This is a genomic window from Sphingobacterium bambusae (assembly GCF_033955345.1).
Classification (GTDB): domain Bacteria; phylum Bacteroidota; class Bacteroidia; order Sphingobacteriales; family Sphingobacteriaceae; genus Sphingobacterium; species Sphingobacterium bambusae.
The window spans coordinates 2,726,559-2,751,576 of record NZ_CP138332.1 but is presented as its reverse complement, the minus strand read 5'-3'; the positions used below and the strand labels follow the sequence as shown (position 1 = coordinate 2,751,576).

Below are 25,018 nucleotides of genomic sequence, written 5' to 3'. Positions count from 1 at the left end.
CTTGCAATTCACAAAAGAAATATTGATATTTGCAAACTCTTTGTGAAAAGAGTAAAAGGACAACAGATAACATTAAAAATCAAATATCATGTCAAGAATTTGTGATTTAACAGGCAAGGCGGCATTAAAAGGAAATAACGTTTCGCACTCTAACGTTAAGACTAAGCGTAAATTTTACCCGAATTTACAGACTAAACGTTTCTACATTCCAGAAGAAGATCGTTGGATTACGTTGAAAGTATCCACATCAGCAATCAAGACTATCAACAAAAACGGTATTACAGCAGTAATCAACAAATTTATCCAAAAAGGATCTATTTAATCATTACCGCCTGTTATCAAAATATTCATGAAATCTATCCGTCTGATCGCGGATTAAACAACGTAAAACAATGGCTAAAAAGGGAAATAGAGTACAGGTAATCTTAGAATGTACTGAGCACAAGGAAAGTGGTCTTCCGGGCATGTCTCGTTATATCACCACAAAGAACAAAAAGAACACAACTGAGCGTTTAGAGTTGAAAAAATTCAACCCTGTGCTTAGAAAAACAACTGTTCACAAAGAAATTAAGTAATTAACCGTTTGAGCTTCGGCTCGACTAAAAATAAAAGACAATGGCAAAGAAAGCAGTTGCATCGTTACAAAAAGGTGGTGGTAAAGAGTTTACTAAAGTTGTTCTTACCGCTAAATCTGCAAAAACTGGAGCTTATACTTTCAAAGAGAGTATGGTGCACAACGACAAAGTGAAAGATGTCGTAGCAGCAGCTACTAAGTAAGCAACGCAGGGACAATCCCTTTTTTAAGATTATCGCTTAAAAAATAAAAGAAGCCGTTTTGGTATACGCCGAAAGGGCTTTTTTTGTATAGCTGATTTTGACTATATTTGGCAGGTTGTAAGCAAGGCATAACCATACATACAGGACATTATGGGATTATTCGATTTCTTTAAGAAAAAGCAGGAAACAGAAGAGGCACAAGTGGCGCTCGATAAGGGTCTGGAAAAAACCAAAGAAGGTTTTCTCTCCAAGATTACCAAGGCTGTTGTCGGTAAATCTACCGTCGACGACGAGGTGCTGGATAACCTGGAAGAAGTATTGGTGATGTCCGATGTTGGCGTGACAACCACCTTGAAGATCGTTGATCGTATCCAACAGCGCGTCGCTCGGGATAAATATGTGGGTACGGATGATCTAAACAAACTCTTGAAGGAAGAGATTCAGGATCTACTGGCTGAAAATAACAGTAATGATTTCGAAACCTTTGAATATGGCGATCACAAGCCTTATGTCATTATGGTTGTTGGGGTGAATGGTGTGGGCAAAACGACAACGATTGGTAAGTTGGCGCACCAGCTAAAAGAGGCGGGCAACAAAGTGGTGCTAGGAGCTGCGGATACGTTCCGGGCGGCTGCGGTAGACCAAATACAACTTTGGGGTGAGCGGGTAGGTGTTCGCGTTGTGGCGCAGCCAATGGGCTCTGACCCGGCGTCTGTGGCCTTTGATACGGTGAAGTCAGCCGTTTCCAACGGTGATGATGTGGCTATTATCGATACGGCAGGTCGCCTCCACAATAAAGTAGGCTTGATGAACGAGCTTACCAAAATTAAAAATGTGATGCAGAAGGTTGTGCCGGATGCTCCCCACGAGATTCTGTTGGTGCTGGATGCCTCAACAGGGCAAAATGCAATCGAGCAGGCTACGCAGTTTACGCAGGCAACGGATGTCAATGCCTTGGCCTTGACGAAGTTGGATGGTACTGCCAAAGGTGGTGTCGTGATCGGTATATCGGATCAATTCAAGATTCCAGTTAAATATATCGGTGTAGGCGAGAAAATAGGTGACCTACAGCTGTTCAACAAAAAGGATTTTGTGGAAAGCCTGTTTAAGTAGGACAGCCTTTCTGAGATAGTATATATAACCTATGGCCGTGAGGGTCAAGGTTCGGTAAGCAATAGCGAGGAGAAGATGTGGCTACACGTTCTACCTTCGCGATGAAGAGAAGAAGATGAAAACAAAATATGCAAAGACAGCTTCCCCGGTTAGCAAACCGCGGGTGAATGTCGTCACATTGGGTTGCTCCAAAAATATTCATGACTCGGAAGTATTGATGGGCCAGCTGAAGGGCAACCAAATGGAGGTCGTGCACGAGGCTAGCAACATCCGTGCAAATGATATCGTCGTGATCAATACCTGCGGTTTTATCGATAATGCCAAACAGGAATCTATCGATACTATCCTGCACTATTCTGAGTTGAAAGATCAAGGTAAGGTAAACAAGGTTATCGTTACGGGTTGCCTTTCGGAGCGGTACAAGCCCGAATTGCAGGCCGAGATTCCGAACATAGATGCCTTTTTCGGTACCAACGACCTTCCGGAGTTGTTATCGACTATCGGTGCTGATTATCGCCATGAACTGCTTGGCGAGCGTTTATTGACTACGCCATCACATTTTTCGTATTTTAAAATTGCCGAGGGCTGTAACCGTCCTTGTTCATTCTGTGCTATTCCGTTGATGCGCGGTAAACACGTCTCCAAATCGATCGAAGATTTGGTGAAGGAGGCTAAATTCTTGGCGGCCAACGGCACGAAGGAATTAATTCTTATTGCGCAGGATCTAACTTACTACGGCTTGGATATTTACGGCAAACGTAACCTTTCCGACCTGATGCGCCACCTTTCTGATGTCGATGGTATCGAGTGGATTCGTTTGCAATATGCTTATCCATCGGGTTTCCCTATGGATATACTGGATGCGATGAACGAGCGTTCTAATATCTGCAATTACCTCGATATGCCCTTACAGCATATCAGTGACAGTATGTTGAAATCTATGCGCCGCGGAACCACCAAGCAAAAGCAGGTCGATTTGGTCAACCAAATCCGTGATAAGGTTCCTGATATAGCCTTGCGTACTACACTAATCTGTGGTTACCCCGGCGAAACCGAGCGGGATTATCAGGAGATGTTGGAATGGGTAGAGGAAACGCGATTCGATCGTCTGGGCTGTTTCACTTACTCACATGAGGAAAAAACCCATGCTTATGATTTGGTTGACGATGTGCCAGAAGGGGTGAAAGAAGCTCGCGTAGAAGAGATTATGGAGGTACAACAGGGCATTTCTTTCGAAAAGAATCAAGATAAAGTTGGTCAAACCTATAAAGTGTTGATCGACCGTGTGGACGGCGATTATTTTATCGGACGCACCGAATACGATTCGCCGGAAGTGGATAACGAAGTGGTGTTAAATGCCAAGGATAACTACGCCCGCATCGGCGACTTTGTACAAGTAACGATCGATCGCGCCGAAGACTTTGATCTTTACGGAACGATTGTTAAATAACGAAAAAGCATTTTTATATGAAGCACGGGTATTTTATCCGTGCTTTTTTTATGCTGTTATGTTGGGATAATGCTTGGTTTCGACACAATTATTCGGTCTTGATGCCAGCAATATAGGCAGCAGCTGGGTCTCGAATAAAACGTTCTATAAAGCTATTGTCAAATAAACAATAAAATCGAACGGTATAGAAGACCTTTTACTAAAAATATGTAATTTAACCTGCTGTTAAGGGCGATAACCCAAAAATGAAGGATCCTGACAAGCAGAGCAACATCCGTGTGCTGTGCTGGGGGGAATGTGACCCGAGACATAACACCGTAGAAGAGATTAATGAAAGCAACATATATCGATTATAGCGATACTGGTAGTTTTTCCAAGACGTTGTTGGCCTATTTGGCAAACGACGAGCGGCTGCAGCCATTTTATGGCGAACGTCCCGACTTAGAGGGCTTTCGGGCGCAAATCGAGCGCAAGCAGGGATTCCAGCACCGGTCGCTGTTGGTTTCCCAGTTGGAAGAGCAGTATGGACCCACGCTGGCAGACAGTCCACGCGTGGCCGAGCATATTGCGCTGCTAAAGGAACCCAACACATTTACCGTAACCACAGGCCATCAGCTCAATATTTTTACGGGACCACTTTATTTCATTTTCAAGATTGTCTCGGCCATTCGTTTGGCCAAGGATCTCAAGAAAGCTTTTCCTGAGTACAATTTCGTGCCCGTCTATTGGATGGCCACGGAGGATCATGATTTTGCCGAGATCAATAACACGCGTGTTTTTGGCAAGAAGATTTCTTGGGATGTGCCCGCTGTTTCAGGGACGGGTCGCATGTCTACGTCGACCATTGCCGATACGGTAAAACAATATTGCAATACCTTCGGCATTTCACCCAATGCAGATCGGCTGAAGGCTATTGTTGAGCAGGCTTACCTGCAAAATCGCTCGTTAGCAGATGCTACGCGCGATATGGTCAATGCGTTTTTCAAGCAGGAGGGACTCGTTATTATCGATGCCGATCGAAAAGCACTTAAAGAGCCGTTTATCCCGTATATCCTGCAGGATGTGCTCGAAGAAAAAAGCGTGAAGGCAATCGATAACAGTTCCAAGAGGCTAACAGAGCTGGGCTTTCAAACGCAGGTGCATGCACGAGATATTAACTTTTTTTACCTAACAGACGAGTTTCGGGAGCGTATTGTGCGCACTGAAGATGGTCGTTTTGAGGTGCTCCACCAGCAACTGTACTTCACTGCTCAGGAGATGAAAGCAGAGATCGAGCAGTATCCAGAACGGTTCAGTCCCAACGTGGTGATGCGTCCGTTGTATGAGGAGATTATCCTCCCCAACTTGGCCTACATAGGCGGTGGCGCAGAAATTGTCTATTGGCTGCAGTTACGTGCTAACTTCAATCAGTATGATGTACCCTTTCCGATTTTGATACCTCGCAATTCGGCTATGATTACGGATGATAGTGTAACGGGCAAGATTTATCGATTGGATCTGACTTTCAAGAGTATTTTTAAGTCTACGGATGCGCTGAAAAATGAATATGTACGCCGACATACGAAACACCGGCTCAATTTGCGCGACGAGTGGATGGAGCTCAACGCCATCTTCGGCAAGATAAAGCTACGCACGCATAAGATAGACCCAAGCTTAGGTGCCAGCACCGAAGCGGTCAAAGCACGACTCAAAAAGGCCATTAACAGCTTGGAGAAGAAATTGCTCAAGGCCGATAAGCATAATTACGATGATGCCCTCTTACAGATTGAACGCGTCAAGGATAAGCTTTTCCCAAATGGTGGCCTTCAGGAGCGTTCCGAGAACTTCGCAGCCTTGTATATCAAGCATGGCGAAGAGCTTATCCAAGAGCTTGAGAAGCATTTTAATCCCTTAGATTTTAAATTTACGATCGTATACTAGTGGATAAGGCAGCTTATAATTTGGTTGATAGTAGATTTTACAAATACTACAGCGAGAAGGGCGGTCTTACAGCCGAGCAATTCGAGCAGCTACAGCCCTATTTTTCATTCCGCACCGTTCCGCACAATACGTTTTTGCTGCGCGCGGGCGAGCTTAGTCACTACGCCTTCTTTGTGGAACAGGGCTTGCTGCAGTCTTTCTCGTTGGATGAAAAAGGAGGCGAACATATTCTACAGTTTGCTCCCGAAGATTGGATCATATCCGACCGAGCAAGCCAATATTTTAATAAGGCTTCCGACTATTACATCAAGGCGATAGAGTATTCCACGATTGTCTTCATTCAGCCCGAGTTTATGGAAAAGGCTTCGCTCTGGAGCAATGCTTTTGCTTGCTTTTTGGAAAACTCTTTACAGCGCAACATCTATATTCAGCAAAAGCGGATCAATTCCCTGTTGGCGATGACGGCGAAAGAACGCTATCTTTCCTTTATGGAGATGTATCCGGGCATGCTGCTGCGTGTTCCGCAATGGATGGTGGCTTCTTATTTGGGCATCACCCCCGAAAGCCTCAGTCGCGTGCGCCGCGAGTTGCTGAACGATCGTTAGCTAGTAGAACACTTCCGCTAGCATACAGCGTGCGCTTCCTCCTCCGGCCGTTTCGATGGTATCTAGGGGCGCATGGATTATTTCTCCGAAAGCCTGTAGTTGCTGAATCTGTGCTTCGGTAAAGTGCTCGTAGGCTTGACTACTCATGACAATATGTGGTTTTCCGGTGACCGATTTCACCTCTAGAATATTTCCTGCAAAATGCTGCATCTGCTGTTCTGTGATGGCAATGATCTGCCTTCCTCCATCCTCAAGCCGCTGAACCATTTCCTCCCGAAGGTAGCGATTGTCTATGCTCTCCAGACATACCACGGCAAAGCTGGTCCCGATGGCCATCATCACGTTGCTGTGGTAAATGGGCTTTCGTTCGCCATCGACCGTTTGGCTGGCTTCAAAGATGAAAGGGTCGTAACCCAAGTCTAGGCAAAATTGGTGCGCAATGCCGGCATCCGCCCGCGGCGAGAGTGAGCAATAGGCTACGCGATGGATGCGATCGAGTATAAGACAGCCAGTGCCTTCCAAGAAACGATTTTCCTGCTCATGCTGCGTGTAATCAATGATATCATCAAAGTGCAAACCCCATCCGCCTAGCGCCTGCAGGTAGTGCAGTTGCCGTTCTCGCCGTCTATTTTCCGCAAACATGGGATAGAGCACCGCCGTGCGTTTATGGAAAGAGATACAGTTGTTCGGAAATATGCTGTCCGGCGTGTCATAGCGGCCGTCATCCTGCATGATCAAGGTGTTGATATGGTGGTCCGCCAAGCGCTGCGCGAAGCTGTCAAACTCCTGCTGGGCGCGTTGCGTAACATCTTCTCCAACCACTTCTTCTTGAAAGTAGTTGTTCACCGCTGTTTGTTCGTTTTTTCGGAAGTGATAAGGGCGCACCAAGAGGAGCGTATCGGTGGTTTGTGTCGTCATGCTCTTAATCGCGATAAAGGGGTAGTGTAGAGCAGCGCAGCAATCCTTCTTGCTTGCCGATCTCATGATATGGAATTTCTTCAACGGTAAAACGCTGTTTGCGTAGCCAGGTGTTCAGGCGTCCGAAACGTTCTTCGCTAACGATTACCTCGGGCGAAATGGAAAATACGTTGCTGCACATTTGGTACATCTCCTCGGCATCGATATGGAAAAGGTTTTCTGCACCAAATAGATCCCGTAGATAGCGGTAATCGTCGGGATTTCTGAAGCCAGCCTCATGGATAATTGCTTTGTTTTGACCCACGGGTTGGAAACAACAATCCAAGTGCAGCGCGTTTTTGCGGGCATTGGTCATCGACTTGACCAAATCAAACTCCCTGACAGTCTTGTGCGGAAATTGTTCCTGTAGAAATCGCACACCGTGCATGTTGGTTCGAGCGGTGTTGATGTCGGCGTAGTCGGCTCCTTTGTAGGTTCCAACAAAGATAAAGTCGTTCCATAGCAGCACATCGCCACCTTCGATATGTACCTCTTCAGGCGGCGTTATGCATTTTGTGGGATCGATTTGGCTCACAATTTGGGCAATGGCCTGCCACTCTCCCGCACGATCCGGGAGGATATTGGCTTTGATAAGGTAATCGTCGATGACGAAGCCGATATCGCGTGAAAATATTTGATTGAGATCAGGGATTACCTCTGGTCGGTATACCGCTACACCATGCCTCTTCAGCACATCTTCAAAATAGGCCATCTCCGCGCACATGTCCGATTCTTTCGGATAGGTGCCCGCCAAGATGTGTTCCAGTGATTTTGGGTCGTAGGCCTCTTCTGCTTTTGGCGTAGGGCCGTTACTATGCGCTGCACCTAAGATTACGGCGCGCAAGGGACTGGTTTCGTTTCGTACGGAAAGCTTCAACATAAAACATCTATAGGTCGCAAATATGCAATAAAGTTACTTATTTATTTTGATGGCCAACTGTAGCGAAGATCTTATTTTTTTCGATTAATAAACAAGGGATAAATATTTAGATTATGAAAAAAATACAACTCTTTTTCGTGTTTATAGGCCTAGTTTTTAGCGCTTGTTCTAAAGATGCGGTAATGGAACCTGCTGAAGGGCTTGAAGTAAAACTCGTTGTTGCCTCGGGCTGGTGCGGCACGGAAAAGACCATTGTGATGAACAGCAAGCAGACGCGTAGAGATCTACGTGGAAATACCTGTAACAAGAGTTCCGTAAACACCGTCAAACAAACTGATCAGGATCGTTTCAACAGGCTGGGCAGGTATCTACAGGAGCTTGACCTGTTCGATCGCGAGTACAAGGAGTGTGCACGCTGCCGCGATGGTGTAGATTACATCTTGACCATCGATGATGGTACACGCTTAATCGAGCAAAGTATCGGTTTCGACAATAAAGAGAAAGGGATACAGGACTTTATCACATTCTTAACGGAGCTATAGCGGAGAAGCGCATCAATTTGTTACAAAGTAAAGGGATTTAGGTCTTCATAATCAGTTGTTTGTTGGCTTTTAGGCCAGCGCAATCGATTGTCGTTTTTTTACCGTTAAGAAATGAAAAGGCCCCCTATTTATTCGCAATTAAAATCGTATTTTTGCACTCTCAAAACGTATATGAAAAAGTGTCTTTCTACAGGCCTGTTTGGATGGGCATAGGACGATGCAAATGAAAAAGTTAAGCGCAAAAATGAGCAACGTATTTTATCAAGAAAAATTTCAGGATCGCCATAACGGCCCGCGGGCAGAAGAGGCGCAAGAAATGTTAGCCTTCCTAGGCGTGCAATCGGTAGATGAACTTATCGAGCAGACCGTTCCCAGCCAAATTAGACTGAAAAAAGCCCTAGCCTTACCCGAGGCCCTGAGTGAGAAAGCCTACTTAGCCAAAGTAAAACAGCTTGCAGATAAAAACAAAGTATTTAAATCCTACATCGGGCAGGGGTACTATGATGTGACCGTCCCAGGGGTTATCCAGCGTAACGTATTGGAAAATCCAGGATGGTATACACAATATACGCCTTACCAAGCGGAGATCGCTCAAGGGCGCCTACAGGCTTTGTTAAATTTCCAAACAGCGGTCTCAGACCTTACGGGTTTGGAAATTGTGAATGCCTCCCTTTTGGATGAGGCTACAGCGGCGGCCGAGGCCATGTTTATGTTGTACAGTGCGCGCAAAAACAAAGAAGCCAACGTATTCTTGGTTACGCCAAATGTTTTTCCACAAACATTGGATGTGTTGCAGACACGTGCCACTCCTTTTGGCGTAGAGATCCGCGTAGCGGATATCGAAGAGGCAAACTTGGCAAATGATGTTTTCGCGGTATTCATCCAATACCCAGCGGCGGACGGTACGCTTGCTGAATATGCATCATTCACCGCTGCTGCACATGCGCAAAATATTACGGTTTGTGTGGCTGCTGATTTGCTTTCCTTGGCCTTGTTGACGCCTCCAGGCGAGTGGGGTGCTGACGTGGTTGTGGGCAACTCACAACGTTTTGGTGTGCCGATGGGCTTTGGTGGTCCTCATGCAGCATTCTTTGCTACAAAAGATGCTTACAAACGTAATATTCCTGGTCGTATTATCGGCGTAACGTCGGATGCGAATGGCAACTACGCTTTGCGTATGGCTTTGCAAACGCGTGAGCAGCATATTCGTCGCGATAAAGCTTCATCCAATATCTGTACGGCACAGGCGCTATTGGCCATTATGGCTTCTTTCTATGCGGTGTATCATGGTGCCGAAGGGATCAAAAATATCGCAAGCCGCGTCAATGACTTAGCAAAACTATTGGATAAGGCATTGCAAGAGCTGGGCTACGAGCAAACAAATTCGTCATATTTTGATACATTGCGCGTTGTCGTGGGTGACCAAGTTGGCGCGCTAAAAGGCGAAGCCTTGAACAATGAATTGAACTTTTTCTATCACGAGGGTGTTGTCGGTATCTCTATCGATGAAACAACGACCTTCGAAGATATTCAAACTATCGTTAAGGTCTTTGCTAAGATTAAGGCAAAGAGTGTGAATGATATTGACCTCGCAGGAATGGTCGAAGCATTGTCTCCGTCTATCCCAGAAGAGTTGGTTCGTACATCTGCTTACTTGACTCACCCAATCTTTAACAGTTACCGCTCCGAGAGCGAGATGTTGCGTTATATCAAAACCTTGGAATCCAAGGATCTTTCGTTGTGTCATTCCATGATTCCATTGGGATCTTGTACCATGAAGCTAAATGCGACAACCGAGATGGTTCCCTTAACTTGGGCTCATTTTGGTGGTTTACATCCATTCGCTCCAGCCGATCAAACATCGGGCTATATGCAGCTTATCAACGAGTTGAACGATTGGCTTTCTGAGATTACTGGTTTTGCGAAAATGTCTTTCCAGCCCAACTCCGGCGCACAGGGTGAATACGCTGGGCTTATGGTGATCCGTGCGTACCACGAGAGTCGCGGCGAAGGCCATCGTAATATCTGTTTGATCCCTGCTTCGGCACACGGCACTAATCCTGCTTCAGCTTCTATGGCTGGCTTGAAAGTGGTGGTGGTAAAATGTGATGAATTTGGAAATATCGATGTGGCAGACCTGCGCGCGCGCGCGGAAGAGCATGCGGCAAATTTGAACTCCCTAATGGTTACTTATCCATCAACGCACGGTGTGTTCGAAGAATCTATCATTGAAATCTGTGCGATCATCCACGAGCATGGCGGACAGGTGTATATGGATGGTGCTAATATGAATGCGCAGGTTGGTTTAACTAGCCCGGGCTTCATCGGTGCCGACGTTTGTCACCTGAACTTGCATAAAACGTTCTGTATTCCACATGGTGGTGGTGGTCCGGGTATGGGCCCTATCGGTGTGGTGGAGCATCTGGTGCCATTTTTACCGAATCATGAGGTTGTTGCCGTATCAGGTGAGGAAGGTATCTCTGCAGTTTCTGCGGCTCCTTTCGGATCAGCATCGATCTTAACAATATCTTACGCCTACATCGCGATGATGGGCTCGGATGGTTTGACTGCTGCAACGAAGACGGCTATCTTGAATGCAAACTATATCAAAGCGCGTTTGGAAGGTCACTACTCGGTATTATATGCGGGCGCAAACGGTCGTTGTGCACACGAGATGATCTTGGACTGCCGCGGATTTAAACATGTAGGCGTTGAAGTGGCTGATATCGCGAAGCGATTGATGGACTACGGTTTCCATGCACCAACGGTATCTTTCCCTGTGGCGGGCACCTTGATGGTAGAGCCTACCGAGTCGGAATCTAAAGCCGAGCTTGACCGCTTCTGTGATGCTTTGATCGCTATCCGTGCCGAGATTGCTGCAGTAGAAGCGGGTGACGTGGATCAAAAGGAAAATGTATTGAAGCACGCGCCACATACTGCGGAAGTGGTTACTGGCGACGAGTGGAACAGACCATATAGCAGACAGACGGCGGCATATCCGTTACCTTACTTGAAGGTAAATAAGTTTTGGCCTTCAGTAGGCCGGGTAAACGATTCGCAAGGGGATAGAACCTTGATCTGTTCTTGCCCTTCTATCGAAGAATATGCAGAGGCGTAACTAAAACGGTTATCCTTTTATGCAGAAACGCCCGCTGTGTATCCACACAGCGGGCGTTTTTAGCTTGTAGGCTATAGGTATTTCTTAAAGATTGCATATAAGATCTTGAGATCTTGCGGAGTCAGTGTTGCGGTGTTGGTATCCCGTTGGATGTAATGTATCTTAAAGGCCTTGATAGCAGCATCGACGTTTTTTACGTCGTATCCAATGATGCGCAGGGCCAACTTGGGATCGAAGTTTAGCGGCGGTTCTTCCAATACCTCGTTGTACCAAAAGCCGAAGCCGCGATCGGCCAGTTTTTTCCAAGGAAATCGGGAAGGATCGTTTTTACGGGTCGGCGCATAATCCATATGCCCAATGAAATTGGCCTGCGGAATCTTATAGCTGTCTTTAAGATACTGCAGGAGGCTTAGCAGCGCGGCAATCTGCGCGTCTGGCCAAGGGTCGGTGAGACCGTTGTTGTCCAGTTCGATACCTATGGAAGAAGAATTGAGGTCGGTGTCGTTTCCCCATCGGCCTGCGCCAGCATGGTGTCCACGATAAAGATCGTTTACCATCTGCACGATCTTGCCATCACGACCGATAACGTAGTGCGAGCTGACGCCTACTTTTTCGTTGTGAAAGGTTTTTACGGTCTGTGCCAGTGAATCTTGTGCGGTGTGATGTATCATCACATAATTGGGCTTGCGTGTGCCGAAGTTAGTCGAGGCTATCCATTCCTTATTGGTCGATAATACCTTATCGAGCTGCCCCGCCACCGGTGACTGTTTGTATTGTTCGGCAAAACCCTTTGCCTTTTCCGCATAGATCTTCTCGGTAGCCGCATACTTGCCGCCGCCACAGGAGGCTACGATAAACAGTAGCGCAGGGATTCCATAATATATCCGTTTCATTGTGTTAAACCGTTTACTTTTCTCAAATGTACAATAGATGTAGTACAAAAACCATCCCAGTTGAAATATTGGTGGAAATGTGGTGAGGAAGTGACGAGGTGATAAGGTGATGTGGTGACGAAGTGATGTGGAAGTGATAAGTTAAATGTAGTGGTGTGGTGAGGAAGTGATACGGTGATGGAAGTGACGAGGTGATGTGAAGGTGGAGGGAAGAGATAGATTTGTAAAAACGGTGATTAGACCGTTTTTACAAATTTCTCATCGTAGTTTTCGATATCGACGATGTATTTATTTTGGATCAAGAAGTCGAAAAGGTGATGCGCTTCATCTGCGACGGGCATATTTTTCGTAGTGACAATCTCGTTAGTTTTTTTGTCGAGGTAAGGGTAGGCATAGAGCTTCACATCCTTGCTGAACATGCCCGAAATGTAGGACAGCAGTTCGTTGGTATACTCTTCCTTGTTGTACTGATGCGTGTTAAAGATATTTTTCAGGTTGGCTACGTTGGTTGCAATACCGACATGCTTGGGCTTGAAAGATTTTACAAATTCGGCCAAGTGGTTGTTACGGTGGAAATTGGACACCATAATATTGTTGCCTGTCGAGGAGAGGTATTCTGCTCGCTCGGCAAAGTATTTCAAATCCTCATCCGTGATGGAGCTATCTTCATCAAGCACATTACCCATCAATACCTCGATCAGCACCACGGTGTCTTCTGGCGTTGCTCCCGTGTTCTTTTTAAACTGCTCCACAGCCAAGTTGAACAAGTCAAAGTTGGGGTTTGACTTCTGCCGATACTTGGTGCGCAGGATAATGATATTTTTCTTGTATAAGTAATCTTTGATTTGTGCTGCCTTGGCATCCGGACGGAATATTGCTGCTTTGGCAAAACCCTTGGCTATCAGGTATAGATTCAGCAGGCGCTCATTGGCCTGTTCGAATACAGGGCCCGAAACTTTCACCAAATCGATTTCTACTGAGCCTACGGAAAGATTGTCCACCAGCGATTCAATCATTGTTTGCGGATGCTCAGCATAATAGTAGGCCGCGAAAATAAGGTTCACACCCAAGATGCCCAACACTTTTGATTGTAACCGCGAGTCGCTATCTAACAGGCGCACGTGTATCACGATGTCATTGACAGGGCCGCCCACCTCGTGCTGAAAGCGCACGCCGATCCATCCGTGAGGTTCGTTTGTCTTGGTGAAATTAAGGGTGGTAACGGTGTCGGCAAAGGCGAAAAACTTCTTGGAGCAATATTTCTCCCCGTGTAGACGCTCGGTAAGGAGGTTGAACTCGTGGTGGAGCATCTTGTTCAGGCGGGTGCGGCTGACATAACGACCGGACTCTTCTACGCCGTAGATGGCGTCGCTGAAGGCCATATCGTAGGCCGACATGGTCTTGGCAATCGTGCCCGATGCGGCTCCTGCTTCGAAGAAGTTTCGAGCTACTTCTTGGCCGGCGCCAATCTCGGCAAAGGTGCCGTAGATGTCTGGGTTAAGATTAATTTTTAGTGCTTTTCGTTTTGTCTCAAAGATTTCTCTTGCCATGGCGCAAAGGTACAAAAATCATGTGGATTATTCGGGCGGCAGCCCCTTTTAGGAAATAAAATTAGGTTTGCCTAAAGCAAACCTAATTTTTGAAATGTGTAGAATAAAGCGGAGGTATGTAGAGCCTGACCGATCTTGTTGTCGAACAAAAACTGCCGTGCCTCGGGGATGGACATATGCACCACCTCGATATCTTCGGACGCGTCCAGCTCTTGTTCCTGCACCTTTCGCCCACCTTTGAGCAGGTAGGTATGGGTAATGTTGCCGCTGGTTGCCGGGTTCGCGTAAAGTTCGCATATCTTTTCGATGGAGTCGAAGGCATATCCCGTTTCTTCGAGCAGCTCCCGTCGTGCCGCCAATTCGGGTGCTTCGCCCGCCTCCACTACGCCTGCGGGAAGCTCCACCATAATTTGTCCCGACCCGTGTCTATACTGTCGTACAAAAAGCACTTCATCCGCCTCGGTGATGCCCACCATATTCACCCAAGTAGGATACTCCAGTACATAGTATTCATCTTTGACGTTTCCATTGGGCATCTGCAATTTGTCGACACGCAAGGTCGCCCAAGGTCGTTGGATGATGTATTTGGAGTCGAGTAATGTCCACTTCTCCATGCTTAGTTCTTTACGATGTCTGCCATAATATTCTTGACCTTTTCTTCCAGCTTCACAGCAACGTCCTCGTACTGCCCTCGGTTGTCTAAATTCTCTTTTACCGAGCAGTAGAATTTGATTTTAGGCTCGGTTCCAGAAGGTCTCGCCGAGATCACATCGCCATCCACCGTGATAAATTGCAATACGTCCGACTTTGGAAGGTCGATTGCCGTTTGTGTGTTGCCGGCAAGAACCGTTGACACGCTGTTTGCATAGTCGCGAATTTCCTTTACGGCGATACCACCAAGTGATTGTGGCGCATTGGCACGTAGGTCTGCCATCATCTGTTTAATCTCGTCGGCTCCAGCCTTTCCTTTTTTCGTTAGGGAAATCAGCTTCTCTTGGTAGAATCCGTATGTTTCATAGATCTCCAAAAGTACGTCGAATAACGATTTACCCTGGTTTTTGAAGTAAGCCGTCATTTCAGCGATGAAAGCGCAAGAGTTAACAGCATCTTTATCGCGCACCAAGTCGCCCACTAGGAAGCCATAGCTTTCCTCGCCGCCTACCAAGTAGTTCTCTTGTCCTTCAACACGGGTGATCACCTCGCCGATAAATTTGAAGCCTGTCAAGGTTTCGTAGTATTTGACGGAGAAGCTATTGCCGATATCGCTCATCAGGTTCGAGGTAACGATCGTTTTCACGATAAAGTCGTTGTCCTTTAAGCTACCGTTTTCTTTTTTAGAGCTCAGGACGTAATATATCAAGAGACTTCCTATTTGGTTTCCGTTAAGCAGCTGTATTTCCCCTTTATGGTTTTTCACGGCAAGGCCTACACGGTCGGCATCGGGGTCGGTGGCCATGACCACGTCGGCATCTAGCTCTTCACCTTTTTTCTTGGCCATGGACATCGCTTCCTCTTCCTCCGGATTCGGGTAGATCACCGTTGGGAAATTACCATCTGGCGTAGCCTGTTCCTCTACCAAATGAATGTTGGTAAATCCCCAAGCTTCCAGCATTTTCGGAACAATGGTGATGCCCGTTCCGTGGATGGAAGAAAACACAATTTTAAGATCCTTTTGTGCAGCCACAGCATCCGGATGGATGCTGAGCTTTTTATTGGCGTCAATATAGTATTGATCGAATTCTTCGCCGACCAAGGTAATGTTAGCTTCGATGCGGTCAAACTTGATCTCGCTGACCGACTGTATGGCGTTTACTTCCGTAATCACGTTTTCATCATGCGGCGCTACCAGCTGTCCGCCATCGTTCCAATAGGCTTTGTAGCCATTGTATTCTTTGGGGTTGTGGGATGCCGTTAGCATCACGCCGCCCTGGCAACCGAAATGGCGCACAGCAAAGGAAAGCATGGGGGTAGGGCGTAATTCCTGAAAAAGGTATACCTGAATACCGTTTGCCGAAAAGACATTGGCCACCAAGTGGCCAAATTTTTGGGAGTTATTGCGGCTATCATAAGAGACGGCAACCTTGATCTGCTGCTCGGGAAACTGCTTTTTCAGGTAATTTGCCAAGCCTTGTGTAGCTTTGCCGATGGTGTATTTATTCATCCGGTTGGAACCTACGCCCATAATGCCGCGCAGACCGCCTGTACCGAACTCCAAATCTTTGTAAAAAGAGTCGATTAATTCTGTTTCTTCTTTATTGTCCACAAGTTTTTGAACCTGTCCAACGGTTTCTGCGTCATATTCAGCGGTTAACCATTGTTGTATGCGATTGTTTGTGGCTTGGTCAATAGTATTCATTATAGATAGCTGTTTTTTTTGTCTAAATATAGGGGTTTCTTTTGAATCAATAATAGGGGACACCGTTAATTTACGGTGTATTATGTGCAAAATCATTTTCCGTGGGCAAGGTTTAGGCGTCGCACCAGCCGTAGGCCCTGTCTAGCACAAATACATACCAAGTACCTTGGTATTTTTTCACGTGAAAAATCAGGTTTTCGGCATGTGTAAGCACCACGCGATAGGTGTCTTTTTCGAGGTTCTTGATCTCTGCCACGGCGGCTTCATCGATCTCTTTGAACTCCTGTTTGAAGGCCGCAATTTCGGAAAGCTGATGGGCTTGTCGCGTTGTGTCGCAGAAGAAGCCCAGCTTGTCCCATTTTTCGCCGCCACAATCGTAGGTAGGTATCTCACCGAACGTCAGTACATAATCGTTTTCGAAGCTGGTGTATGGAAAGTGTTCCGGCACGGGTTTTTGGAAGTCTATGCTGTCCACATGTTGGTAGGTATCCATGGCGCCCGGGCGGTAGATGATGTAGAGGCCGAGATCGGGATGGATCAACGCATTGGCCTTTTGGTTGTCTTGACTCATGTAGGCTCGAGCAAAGCGGGTAATCACCTCGCTGATTGCTTGCGAATTTGCCTGCTGCACGCTGTCGGCAATGGAGTCTTTTGTTTCTTCTGTCTTCTTTTGTGTGCGGTTACAGGATGATAACAACATCGCCGCGCAGCAGAAGGCCAGCATTAAGTTTCTCATGATTTATTGTTTTTTCGAATAGTTTCTGCAATCATATCCCACATCTCGGGAGGGATGGCTTCCATATTGTTGAATTCGCCGGCGCCCTGCAGCCATTCGCCGCCATCAATGGTCACCACCTCGCCGTTGATAAATCCGGCAAAGTCAGATAGCAAAAAGGCGGCCAAATTGGCCAGCTCCTGGTGTTCGCCCACGCGTTTCAGCGGCACGCGGTTCTTGAAGTCGAATTTTTCGAGTAGGTCGCCGGGCAGCAGCCTATCCCAAGCACCTTTTGTGGGGAATGGTCCCGGGGCGATGGCGTTGTTCCGAATGCCATATTTGCCCCACTCCACGGCCAACGATCGGGTCAGGGCTAATACACCAGCTTTGGCGATTGCTGACGGCACCACATAGCCCGAGCCGGTGAAGGCATAGGTAGTCACAATATTCAGAACGGAAGCTTTTTGCTTTTTGGCAATCCAGTTTTTTCCGAAGGTCAGCGTGCAGTTGACGGTGCCTTTCAGCACAATATCGATCACGGTAGAGAAGGCATTCGCCGAGAGGCGTTCTGTGGGCGATATAAAGTTTCCCGCAGCGTTGTTCACCAAGAGGTCTACTTGGCCGAAAGCTTCTTCAGCACGTGCCAAGAGCGCTTCCACCTGCTCCACATCGCGCACATCGCAGGCAACTGGAAGAACCTTGTTGCCCGTGGCGGCTTGTATCTCGTGTGCCGTTTGTTCCAGCACGTCCAGCTTCCGGCTTGTGATCAGCACCTGAGCGCCCAATTCCGAAAAATAGTGTGACATGGCCTTGCCCAGTCCTGTTCCTCCGCCGGTTACAACAACGGTCTTGCCGAGCAGCGCGTCGGCCTTTAGTGCACCTTGAACCATATTTACCCCTTGTTTTTAGTGAGATTATCGATTATTGTCTTCAAAATCTGGCGTGTTGTTGGTCGCCACCACTGTGCTAACACCTGTTGGATGGCTTCTGTTTTGTTTTCCTGCATATTTCGCAGCAGCTCTTGCCTCAGGTTAACCTTGGTTGCTCCCCAGGCGGCGCGATCAAACTGCGTCCAGCTTTTGGCTTTGCGGGTAGCAGCCGTTTGTATACGGGCCGCAGGCACCAGCTCGTCTACTAAGCCTATCTCCCGTGCCGCAGTGGGCGTAAGGAGCTTACCTTCCAGTAGGTTGCGGTAGGCTTCGGGCTGCCCAATCCAAAAGCTGTATAGCGCAAAGATGCTCGAGGGCACGATAATGCCCACCGGCACCTCGTTCAGCCCGATGACGTATTCGCCTTCTGCCATGATGCGGTAGTCGCAGCAGAGCGCCAGCACACATCCGCCCGCAGGGCTATGCCCTGTAATGGAGGCTACCACCGGCTTGGGGATAGCGGCCAAGGTGTGGATCAGCGACATGAAGGTTTCCCAGAATTGCAGCATCGTAGACTCATCATATTCGTACAGCGTAATCAGGTCGAGGCCCGAGGAGAAAAATCCTTCCTTGCCATGCAGAACAAGGGCTTCAATGGCGGGGTTGTCACTGGCTGTGCGTAGCTCTGTCAGTAGTTCTTGCAGCATCTCCAGGTGCATGGCGTTTGACTTTCCGCGGTCAAGTCCGATGTAGGCAATATGATCAGTTGTTTGTGTTTTGATGAATTCCCCCATAATCTTGTTATCCTAAGTTTATGGAAAAATACGGAAAAAATCATCAAGAATTTAATTAACCCATGTTTTACTTTTAAATACACGATTATGGCAGAATTGACAAACAGCAACAGCAACGGTGGAAAAAAAGGGCGTAGAAGTATCCGCAACAGGCCCATGCCGAAGGTTGATTTAACAGCTATGGTCGATTTAGCCTTTCTGTTGATCACCTTTTTTATGTTGACCACTTCACTACAAACGCCCAATAGTTTAGATGTGGCCATGCCCGACAAGACGGGACCGCTAAGCTCGCCCATTCTCTTGAGTGAAGACCGCACGCTAAATCTCCTGTTGGCAGCCAACAACGAGTTGATTTACTATAGGGGAGCGTCCGAGACACCGAAATCTGCTCCGCAGAAAGTGGGCTATGGCAAGCTGGGACTGGGCCAATTGCTCCTTCAGGTGCAGGAGCAGGTCAAGCAGGCAACGGGAGGACAGGATCTAATTGTGCTTATTAAGCCTAGTGAAGAGGCCGTGACCAAGAATGTTGTCGATGTGTTGGATGCCGTGCAACGGGCATCTATCAAGCGCTACATGATTGCCAAGTTGGATGCCGAAGAGCAGACGATGGTGCGATAGGTAATAAAAATGGGGAGCGTCGCTCCCCATTTTCTATCATTAAGGGTTGACCTCGAGACGGAGTATCTTGTGTACCATGCGTCCGGCGAAATCGATGCCCTCAATGGTGATCAGGTATTGCCCGGCTTCATCCGCGATGTAGAAATCAAAAGTTGCTTTGCCTTCTTTGTCGGCAATGATGTTTGGCTCCCAGTGTATGGTTGTGCGCAAATCTTGGTTTAGTGCCGTCTCGGAACCGGCCTCGTAAACGGGCTTGTAGAAGGTTTTGTTCAGGTGGTAGCCTTTGGGTTGTAGGGTAATGATTCCTTTAGGCGTGTAATTACGGAAAGCATCCTTGCCTGTCTTGGTGGTGATGATGATGAGCCCATTGGCACCATAAGAGCCATAAATGGCCGTATAGTTTATGTTGCGCAGCACTTCCACGCTTTGTACATCCATAGGGCTGATCATGGATAACTGATCACCCTCGATGTACATCCCGTCCAAAACAATCTGCATGGCACCGCCGCCGCCGGCCATACTGCGCGTGTTATAGGGCACGCCATTTTGAAAAATGACACCCATTAACCGCCCGTTGAGGCACATGTCCAGTGTCGGGCATGTCTCAAGCTCTTCGGCGGAGATCACCTGGTCGGCATTGCCGGGACCATTGAGGTTGGCCGAGCTCTCCGAGGCTTTATGCCGCGGTCGGGTGGCGGTTACCACCACTTCCTCAATGGCAATACTCTTTTCCATCAGTCCCTGCGACTCCAAGCCGGCGAAATACTTTTTGCTTTGCAGTAGTTCGTCCAGCAAGAGGCTATTAACATCATTCTTAACCGTGGGCTCGTTCTTGTTGAGGCCGATGGTTGGTATGGTGTTGGGCGTTAAGATGATATCAATATTGTTTTTACCTTTTTCGTCTTTTGCGGTGATCAAGAACTTTGCGCTGTCTGCAAAGGCGAGCTCGTCAAACACAAAATTTCCTTCTTCAGTAGCGAGGGTATCGATAAAGGCCATAAAATTTTGGGTCGATACGAGCGTTATCTTGGCGCCAGACGCAGGTGCTTTACGTCCCAGCTTGCGTGCCTGTCCGCTAATGCTGATGCTTTGCTCGGCAGGAAAGGCGGGGCCGCTGCTACCATCGAGGTTGGCGGTCCAGTCGAGCTTGCGCCAGGCTTGCGTAAGCAATAGGTTGTCCAAATCGGCCAATCTACTTTCGTCGGTGAAGTAAAAGCTTGGGTTTTCGATATGGCCTTTGATGTCGGCAGCGAGAAAAAGATTGGATAGGATATTGCCGGCATTGGCCGAATCAAATTTTGCTTTGCTGATGTTAACCACCGCGGCCGAGAGTGCGGCATAGCGTGTCGTATCTGCGGCGTTGCCGGCTTGCAGGGCTACCGACACTTGGGTTCGGGGTTTGGCGCTGTTGCTGCTGAGCGTGGTCGATAGGGGAAGGGATTCTTCTTCCTTCGCAATAAACACGGGGCGTTCGATAAGTGGTTCGAAGCGACTGTTCAGGATGCTGATGGTGAGGATTCCTGCGGGAAGTTCCGCCTTGGCCACCGAGAAGATCAGTTCGTTTTTGGAGGCCGCCTGCTTGGATACATAGTATACACGGCCGTTGTGCTGCAGCATAAAGTAAATATCACTGTTGTCCTGCTTATCGCTGCTGAGGTTGATCTGTGCAAAGAGTTTCGCTTTGTTGCCGTTGTTGACCTGTATGTTGAGTCCCGATTTTTTTATCTCGGGCAGCTCGCTTTCGGTCTGGGTGCCGTCATCGAAGAGGGTGAGGGCACGTAAGCTTTCGTTCGCGTTTACAAAGAGGGGCGAAGCACCCATGCCCAAAGCATTGGTTTTCACGATGGCCGCGGTGTCGCCGGTCGAGGTAATAACATAGGTCGTTGCCGCGATACCCAATCCGTTTGGCCGAAGGGCTTTAACCGCCAGCTTGTTGATGGTGCCTACCAAAAGGTTTCCTCCTTCGGGGAAGAACTGTACGCTGTTGCCCTGCTGCTGTGCGGGGGGCAGCTTGAATATTTTTTGAATGGGCGCTTGTTCTTTGTTGTCAAAGTTGATGGCGAGCTTGGCATTGCCATATTCTTCCCGAAAGGGGATCTGTATCTTTCCCTCCGCATCGCTGTTCACCCGGCCGCGCTTCAGGCTTTTGTCGCCCAAACTGATCTGGTAGCGTACGGTGGCATCGGCCAAGGGCTTTTGGTTGAGGTCTTGCAGCACAATGCTGTAATTCTCGCCTTGCAGCCCCGATTTGGTAAGCACATTGTCGAGACGACCATTGCTGATCTCTATATTCTGGTTGAAGAAGTAGCTGCTGCTGTCGTTGCGCATCCAGTTGCTGTAGGCACGCAAGCGATATGTTCCCTCAATCAGGGTGTCTACCAGACTGATGTCGCCCACGCCCAGCCCGCTAGTCAAGGGAATCTTTAGCGCCGATATGGTGCGATCCTTGGGGTCGATCAGGTCGACATATATAATCTTACTTAAATTGGATAATAGATTTTCGACGCCAACGACTTCATAGGCCTTAAACCAGATTGTTTCGCCGGCCGTGTAGGTGGTTTTGTCAAGGTGTAAGTGTATTTTTTCAATCGGTCTGGAATCATGATAGGCATTAATCTTCGTTAATAGTCCTTGTATATCTTGTGCCCTAGAGCCGTTGAAAATGAGCATAAAGAGGGCAAGGAGCGGAAGTGTTTTCCAAATCATAATGGTCAAAAATTTACTCAATTTACGAAAAAATACGTACACCCAATTAATTTTTGTAGATTATTGATTTTCATCGGTATCTTTGTCGATATGAACATTTTAATTATCGGTTCAGGCGGAAGAGAATCTGCCTTTGCATATAAATTATCGAAAAGTCCTCGCTTAAACCAATTGTTTATCGCTCCAGGCAATGCTGGCACGGGTCAGTATGGCCAAAATATAGACCTCAAGGTGACGGATTTCGAAGGAATTGGCGCTTTTGCGCTGGCCAACAACGTCAATATGGTGCTGGTAGGGCCAGAGGAGCCTTTGGTAAAAGGTATTCACGACTTCTTCTTAGGTCGCGAGGATCTAAAACATATTCCCGTTATCGGGCCACAGCAGGAAGGAGCCCAGTTGGAGGGATCCAAAGATTTCTCCAAAGAGTTTATGCAACGTCACGGTGTGCCTACGGCAGCTTATCGTTCGTTTGATCAGTCTAATCTGGAGGAAGGACTTGCATACCTCGAGACGCAGCAGTTGCCGATCGTGCTGAAGGCGGATGGCCTTGCAGCGGGCAAGGGGGTATTGATCTGCGAAACGTTGGACGATGCAAAAGCGGAGCTAACGGCGATGATTGCGGATGCTAAATTTGGTGCTGCTTCGTCGGTGGTGGTCATCGAAGAATTTTTGAAAGGTATCGAATTGTCGGTGTTCGTATTGACCGATGGTACGTCGTATAAGGTATTGCCATCGGCAAAAGATTATAAACGCATTGGCGAGGGGGATACCGGCCTTAACACGGGCGGTATGGGTTCTATTTCGCCGGTTCCATTTGCTGATGAGGCTTTCTTGAGCAAGGTGGAAGAGCGCATTATCAAACCTACGGTAGATGGCCTGAAGAAAGATAACATCCCTTACAAGGGCTTTATCTTTATTGGCTTGATGAATGTGGATGGCGAGCCTTTTGTAATTGAGTATAATGTGCGCATGGGCGATCCGGAAACGGAGTCGGTATTGCCACGTATTGAGTCAGATTTAGTAGATCTGCTGGAAGGTGTAGCGCAAGGCAACTTGGATCAACGTTCCTATACGGTAAGCCCGCAAACCGCGGTGACGGTGGTGTTGGTGTCGGGTGGCTATCCGGGCGACTACGAATCGGGCAAGGAGATTACGAATATCGAGAATGTCGAGAACTCCATCGTTTTCCATGCGGGAACGAAAGAGGTAGATGGCAAGGTGGTAACGGCGGGTGGTCGCGTGTTGGCGGTAACGACGCTTCAAGATAATCTGTTCGATGCCCTGCAACAGGCCACCGCAGATGCCGGAAGGATCTTTTTCGAGCGTAAATATTTCCGTCGGGATATTGGTTTTGATCTTATCTAAAAAATAATCTTTTCAATTTCAGCCTATTATAAAATAGGCTGAAAAATTATTTTGGAGATACGGAAAGAGCCCTTATATTTGCATCACCAAAAGCAAATGGCCCGTTCGTCTAGGGGTTAGGACGCAAGATTTTCATTCTTGAAACAGGGGTTCGATTCCCCTACGGGCTACCAGACTTGAAGTCAAAACTTACAAAAGCCTGCAAACGTGTTGTTTGCAGGCTTTTGTGTTTTTACGGAGAATCGGTTTTTTCAAAAATTCCCAAAGAAAAAGCGCGTCATTTGGGGCGTCATTGTTTGGGAAGTACTGACGCGATATGCGGACTTAAGTTTCTGGTATCGAACATGTTTCGGATTTAGACGTCTTGACAGATTTTAGTTGCATGGCTAATTTTGTTTAACTTTTTAATGATGTATCATGAGTACAAACTATTCCCTGTCCTTCTTCCTTAAGAAGCCAAAAAATTACAAAAACGGTCCAAAGCCCATCTACCTGCGAATTACCGTGGATTGCCAGCAGAAAGAAATTTCGGTTGGTCGTCAGTGTGATCCTTCCCGTTGGGACTCGCATGCAAACCGTGTAAACGGATCTAAAGAAGATGCCCGTTCCATCAATTCCTATCTCGATACCGTTGCACATAAAGTTGCGGAAATACATCACACATTCGTTAGGAACGAAACAACTGTTACTGCAGAAATCATGAAATTGAAATTCCTAGGGAAAGACATTGAGCGTAAAAAGTTACTGGAGGTGTTCGCCGAGCATAATGCGCAGGTAAAAGCTTTGCTGGGCCGTGGTTTCAAACCCAACACGCTTAAGGGGTATAATACATCCATTTCTCACCTGCGCAGCTATTTGGAACAGGGGCTCAAGCGTAGGGATATTGAGGTTAACAACATTGATCATTCATTTGTAGTAGGGTATGAATTCTTTCTGCGAGCAGACTTAGGTTGTTCGGAAGTTTCTGCAGCAAAGTATATCAAACATTTTCGTAAGGTTATACGCATATGCATAGCTCATCGCTGGATCAAAGATGACCCGTTTACATTTTATAAGAACAAAGCGAAGGCAACTCCGAAAGACTTTCTAACAAAAGAGGAGCTCCGCAGATTAGAGGAGAAGGAGTTAACTGAACAACGGCTAGCACATGTCCGTGATGTGTTTATATTTTGTTGTTACACTGGCCTGTCCTACGCGGATGTAAAAAAGCTTACGCCGCAGGAGATCGGGGAAGGGGTAGATGGAAAACTCTGGATTTTGACTAGTCGTGAAAAAACAGAAACTACTTCGAATATACCTCTGCTTAAAAAAGCAATGGAATTAATAAACTTGTATAGAGAATATCCTCCTTGCTCATCGAAAAACGTTGTTCTACCGGTTCCGAGTAACCAAAAGGCCAACGCTTACCTCAAAGAGATCGCTCAATTGTGTGGGATCCATAAAGCGTTAACATTCCACATGTCACGGCATACATTTGCGACTACTGTGACGCTTGCTAATAACGTGCCTATTGAGACCGTCTCAAAAATGTTGGGGCATACGGATATTAAAACCACACAACATTATGCAAAGTTGCTAGACAGCCGAGTCGCGCAGGATATGTCCAAGCTTGAGCGGAAGTTGAAGAGGGGATAGTGATCTCTCAGCAAAAAGAGGGATCTACGCAAAATTTGCTAAAATACGGTGATAGTGCTGATGGTTTTACAGAGGTAATCCAGTTGGTAATAAACATTGTTGCACATTTATGCCCTTCTAATATTTTTATGTTACATTTGTTAGAAGTATTTTGT

22 protein-coding genes and 1 tRNA gene are annotated in these 25,018 nt (G+C 47.2%); 13 read left to right on the top strand and 10 right to left on the bottom strand.

The features are described from left to right. The first annotated feature begins 88 nt into the window (after nt 1–88). From rpmB to SCB77_RS11415, 7 genes are all read left to right on the top strand, one after another. Nucleotides 89–322: a 50S ribosomal protein L28 gene (gene rpmB, locus SCB77_RS11445; RefSeq protein ID WP_037497627.1), complete on the top strand. Its 234-nt coding sequence runs from the start codon at nt 89–91 to the stop codon at nt 320–322. Between the two features lie 70 nt (nt 323–392). Continuing rightward, complete coding sequence (gene rpmG, locus SCB77_RS11440; RefSeq protein WP_228952841.1) at nt 393–575, top strand: 50S ribosomal protein L33; 183 nt, start codon at nt 393–395, stop codon at nt 573–575. 40 nt (nt 576–615) lie between these two features. Further along, nucleotides 616–777, top strand: a complete 162-nt coding sequence (locus SCB77_RS11435; RefSeq protein WP_320186571.1) for a DUF4295 domain-containing protein — start codon at nt 616–618, stop codon at nt 775–777. A gap of 150 nt (nt 778–927) precedes the next feature. Then, nucleotides 928–1,890, top strand: a complete 963-nt coding sequence (ftsY, locus tag SCB77_RS11430) for a signal recognition particle-docking protein FtsY (protein ID WP_320186570.1) — start codon at nt 928–930, stop codon at nt 1,888–1,890. Nucleotides 1,891–2,005: 115 nt separating this feature from the next. After that, the gene (gene rimO, locus SCB77_RS11425; protein ID WP_320186569.1) at nt 2,006–3,340 is read left to right on the top strand and encodes a 30S ribosomal protein S12 methylthiotransferase RimO; all 1,335 of its coding nucleotides are present in this window, start codon (nt 2,006–2,008) and stop codon (nt 3,338–3,340) included. 330 nt (nt 3,341–3,670) lie between these two features. Continuing rightward, nucleotides 3,671–5,260, top strand: a complete 1,590-nt coding sequence (bshC, locus tag SCB77_RS11420) for a bacillithiol biosynthesis cysteine-adding enzyme BshC (protein ID WP_320186568.1) — start codon at nt 3,671–3,673, stop codon at nt 5,258–5,260. Further along, on the top strand, nt 5,260–5,865 hold the full coding sequence (locus SCB77_RS11415) for a Crp/Fnr family transcriptional regulator (protein WP_320186567.1): 606 nt from the start codon (nt 5,260–5,262) through the stop codon (nt 5,863–5,865). Before bshC ends, SCB77_RS11415 begins: the two co-directional genes overlap by 1 nt. On the opposite strand, the gene ctlX is transcribed toward SCB77_RS11415, so the two are convergent. Beyond that, nucleotides 5,866–6,783, bottom strand: coding sequence for a citrulline utilization hydrolase CtlX (ctlX, locus tag SCB77_RS11410; protein WP_320186566.1), 918 nt, complete (start codon nt 6,781–6,783; stop codon nt 5,866–5,868). Nucleotides 6,784–6,787: 4 nt separating this feature from the next. Next, on the bottom strand, nt 6,788–7,702 hold the full coding sequence (locus SCB77_RS11405) for a dimethylarginine dimethylaminohydrolase family protein (RefSeq protein WP_320186565.1): 915 nt from the start codon (nt 7,700–7,702) through the stop codon (nt 6,788–6,790). Nucleotides 7,703–7,815: 113 nt separating this feature from the next. On the opposite strand from SCB77_RS11405, the gene SCB77_RS11400 reads away from it, so the two are divergent. After that, the gene (locus tag SCB77_RS11400; RefSeq protein WP_320186564.1) at nt 7,816–8,244 is read left to right on the top strand and encodes a hypothetical protein; all 429 of its coding nucleotides are present in this window, start codon (nt 7,816–7,818) and stop codon (nt 8,242–8,244) included. Between the two features lie 244 nt (nt 8,245–8,488). Further along, nucleotides 8,489–11,362 (top strand): aminomethyl-transferring glycine dehydrogenase, encoded by a 2,874-nt coding sequence (gene gcvP, locus SCB77_RS11395; protein WP_320186616.1) that lies wholly within the window; start codon nt 8,489–8,491, stop codon nt 11,360–11,362. Nucleotides 11,363–11,433: 71 nt separating this feature from the next. Here the strand turns inward: gcvP and SCB77_RS11390 are convergent, their stop codons facing one another. The 7 genes from SCB77_RS11390 to SCB77_RS11360 form a co-directional block, all read right to left on the bottom strand. Beyond that, a complete protein-coding gene (locus SCB77_RS11390; protein ID WP_320186563.1) occupies nt 11,434–12,255 on the bottom strand; it encodes an N-acetylmuramoyl-L-alanine amidase in 822 nt (273 codons plus the stop codon). A 236-nt stretch (nt 12,256–12,491) separates the two neighbouring features. Beyond that, on the bottom strand, nt 12,492–13,805 hold the full coding sequence (locus SCB77_RS11385; RefSeq protein ID WP_320186562.1) for a nicotinamide mononucleotide adenylyltransferase: 1,314 nt from the start codon (nt 13,803–13,805) through the stop codon (nt 12,492–12,494). 71 nt (nt 13,806–13,876) lie between these two features. After that, entirely contained in the window at nt 13,877–14,419 is a 543-nt protein-coding gene (locus SCB77_RS11380; RefSeq protein WP_320186561.1) for an NUDIX hydrolase, read from the bottom strand. A 2-nt stretch (nt 14,420–14,421) separates the two neighbouring features. Further along, on the bottom strand, nt 14,422–16,161 hold the full coding sequence (locus tag SCB77_RS11375; RefSeq protein WP_320186560.1) for a phospho-sugar mutase: 1,740 nt from the start codon (nt 16,159–16,161) through the stop codon (nt 14,422–14,424). 112 nt (nt 16,162–16,273) lie between these two features. Continuing rightward, the gene (locus SCB77_RS11370) at nt 16,274–16,897 is read right to left on the bottom strand and encodes a hypothetical protein (RefSeq protein ID WP_320186559.1); all 624 of its coding nucleotides are present in this window, start codon (nt 16,895–16,897) and stop codon (nt 16,274–16,276) included. Continuing rightward, the gene (locus tag SCB77_RS11365; protein ID WP_320186558.1) at nt 16,894–17,766 is read right to left on the bottom strand and encodes an SDR family oxidoreductase; all 873 of its coding nucleotides are present in this window, start codon (nt 17,764–17,766) and stop codon (nt 16,894–16,896) included. Before SCB77_RS11365 ends, SCB77_RS11370 begins: the two co-directional genes overlap by 4 nt. A gap of 2 nt (nt 17,767–17,768) precedes the next feature. Continuing rightward, on the bottom strand, nt 17,769–18,539 hold the full coding sequence (locus tag SCB77_RS11360; protein ID WP_320186557.1) for an enoyl-CoA hydratase/isomerase family protein: 771 nt from the start codon (nt 18,537–18,539) through the stop codon (nt 17,769–17,771). 87 nt (nt 18,540–18,626) lie between these two features. Between SCB77_RS11360 and SCB77_RS11355 the strand changes: the two genes are divergently transcribed. Beyond that, nucleotides 18,627–19,157, top strand: coding sequence for an ExbD/TolR family protein (locus tag SCB77_RS11355; RefSeq protein ID WP_320186556.1), 531 nt, complete (start codon nt 18,627–18,629; stop codon nt 19,155–19,157). 39 nt (nt 19,158–19,196) lie between these two features. On the opposite strand, the gene SCB77_RS11350 is transcribed toward SCB77_RS11355, so the two are convergent. After that, nucleotides 19,197–21,863, bottom strand: a complete 2,667-nt coding sequence (locus SCB77_RS11350; RefSeq protein ID WP_320186555.1) for a TonB-dependent receptor plug domain-containing protein — start codon at nt 21,861–21,863, stop codon at nt 19,197–19,199. Nucleotides 21,864–21,953: 90 nt separating this feature from the next. Here SCB77_RS11350 and purD point away from each other — a divergent pair, with 90 nt between their 5' ends. From purD to SCB77_RS11335, 3 genes are all read left to right on the top strand, one after another. Then, nucleotides 21,954–23,228 (top strand): phosphoribosylamine--glycine ligase, encoded by a 1,275-nt coding sequence (gene purD, locus SCB77_RS11345; RefSeq protein WP_320186554.1) that lies wholly within the window; start codon nt 21,954–21,956, stop codon nt 23,226–23,228. Between the two features lie 98 nt (nt 23,229–23,326). Continuing rightward, nucleotides 23,327–23,401: transfer RNA gene (locus tag SCB77_RS11340), tRNA-Glu, on the top strand. Between the two features lie 244 nt (nt 23,402–23,645). Next, nucleotides 23,646–24,863 (top strand): site-specific integrase, encoded by a 1,218-nt coding sequence (locus SCB77_RS11335; RefSeq protein WP_320186553.1) that lies wholly within the window; start codon nt 23,646–23,648, stop codon nt 24,861–24,863. Nucleotides 24,864–25,018: the final 155 nt, after the last annotated feature.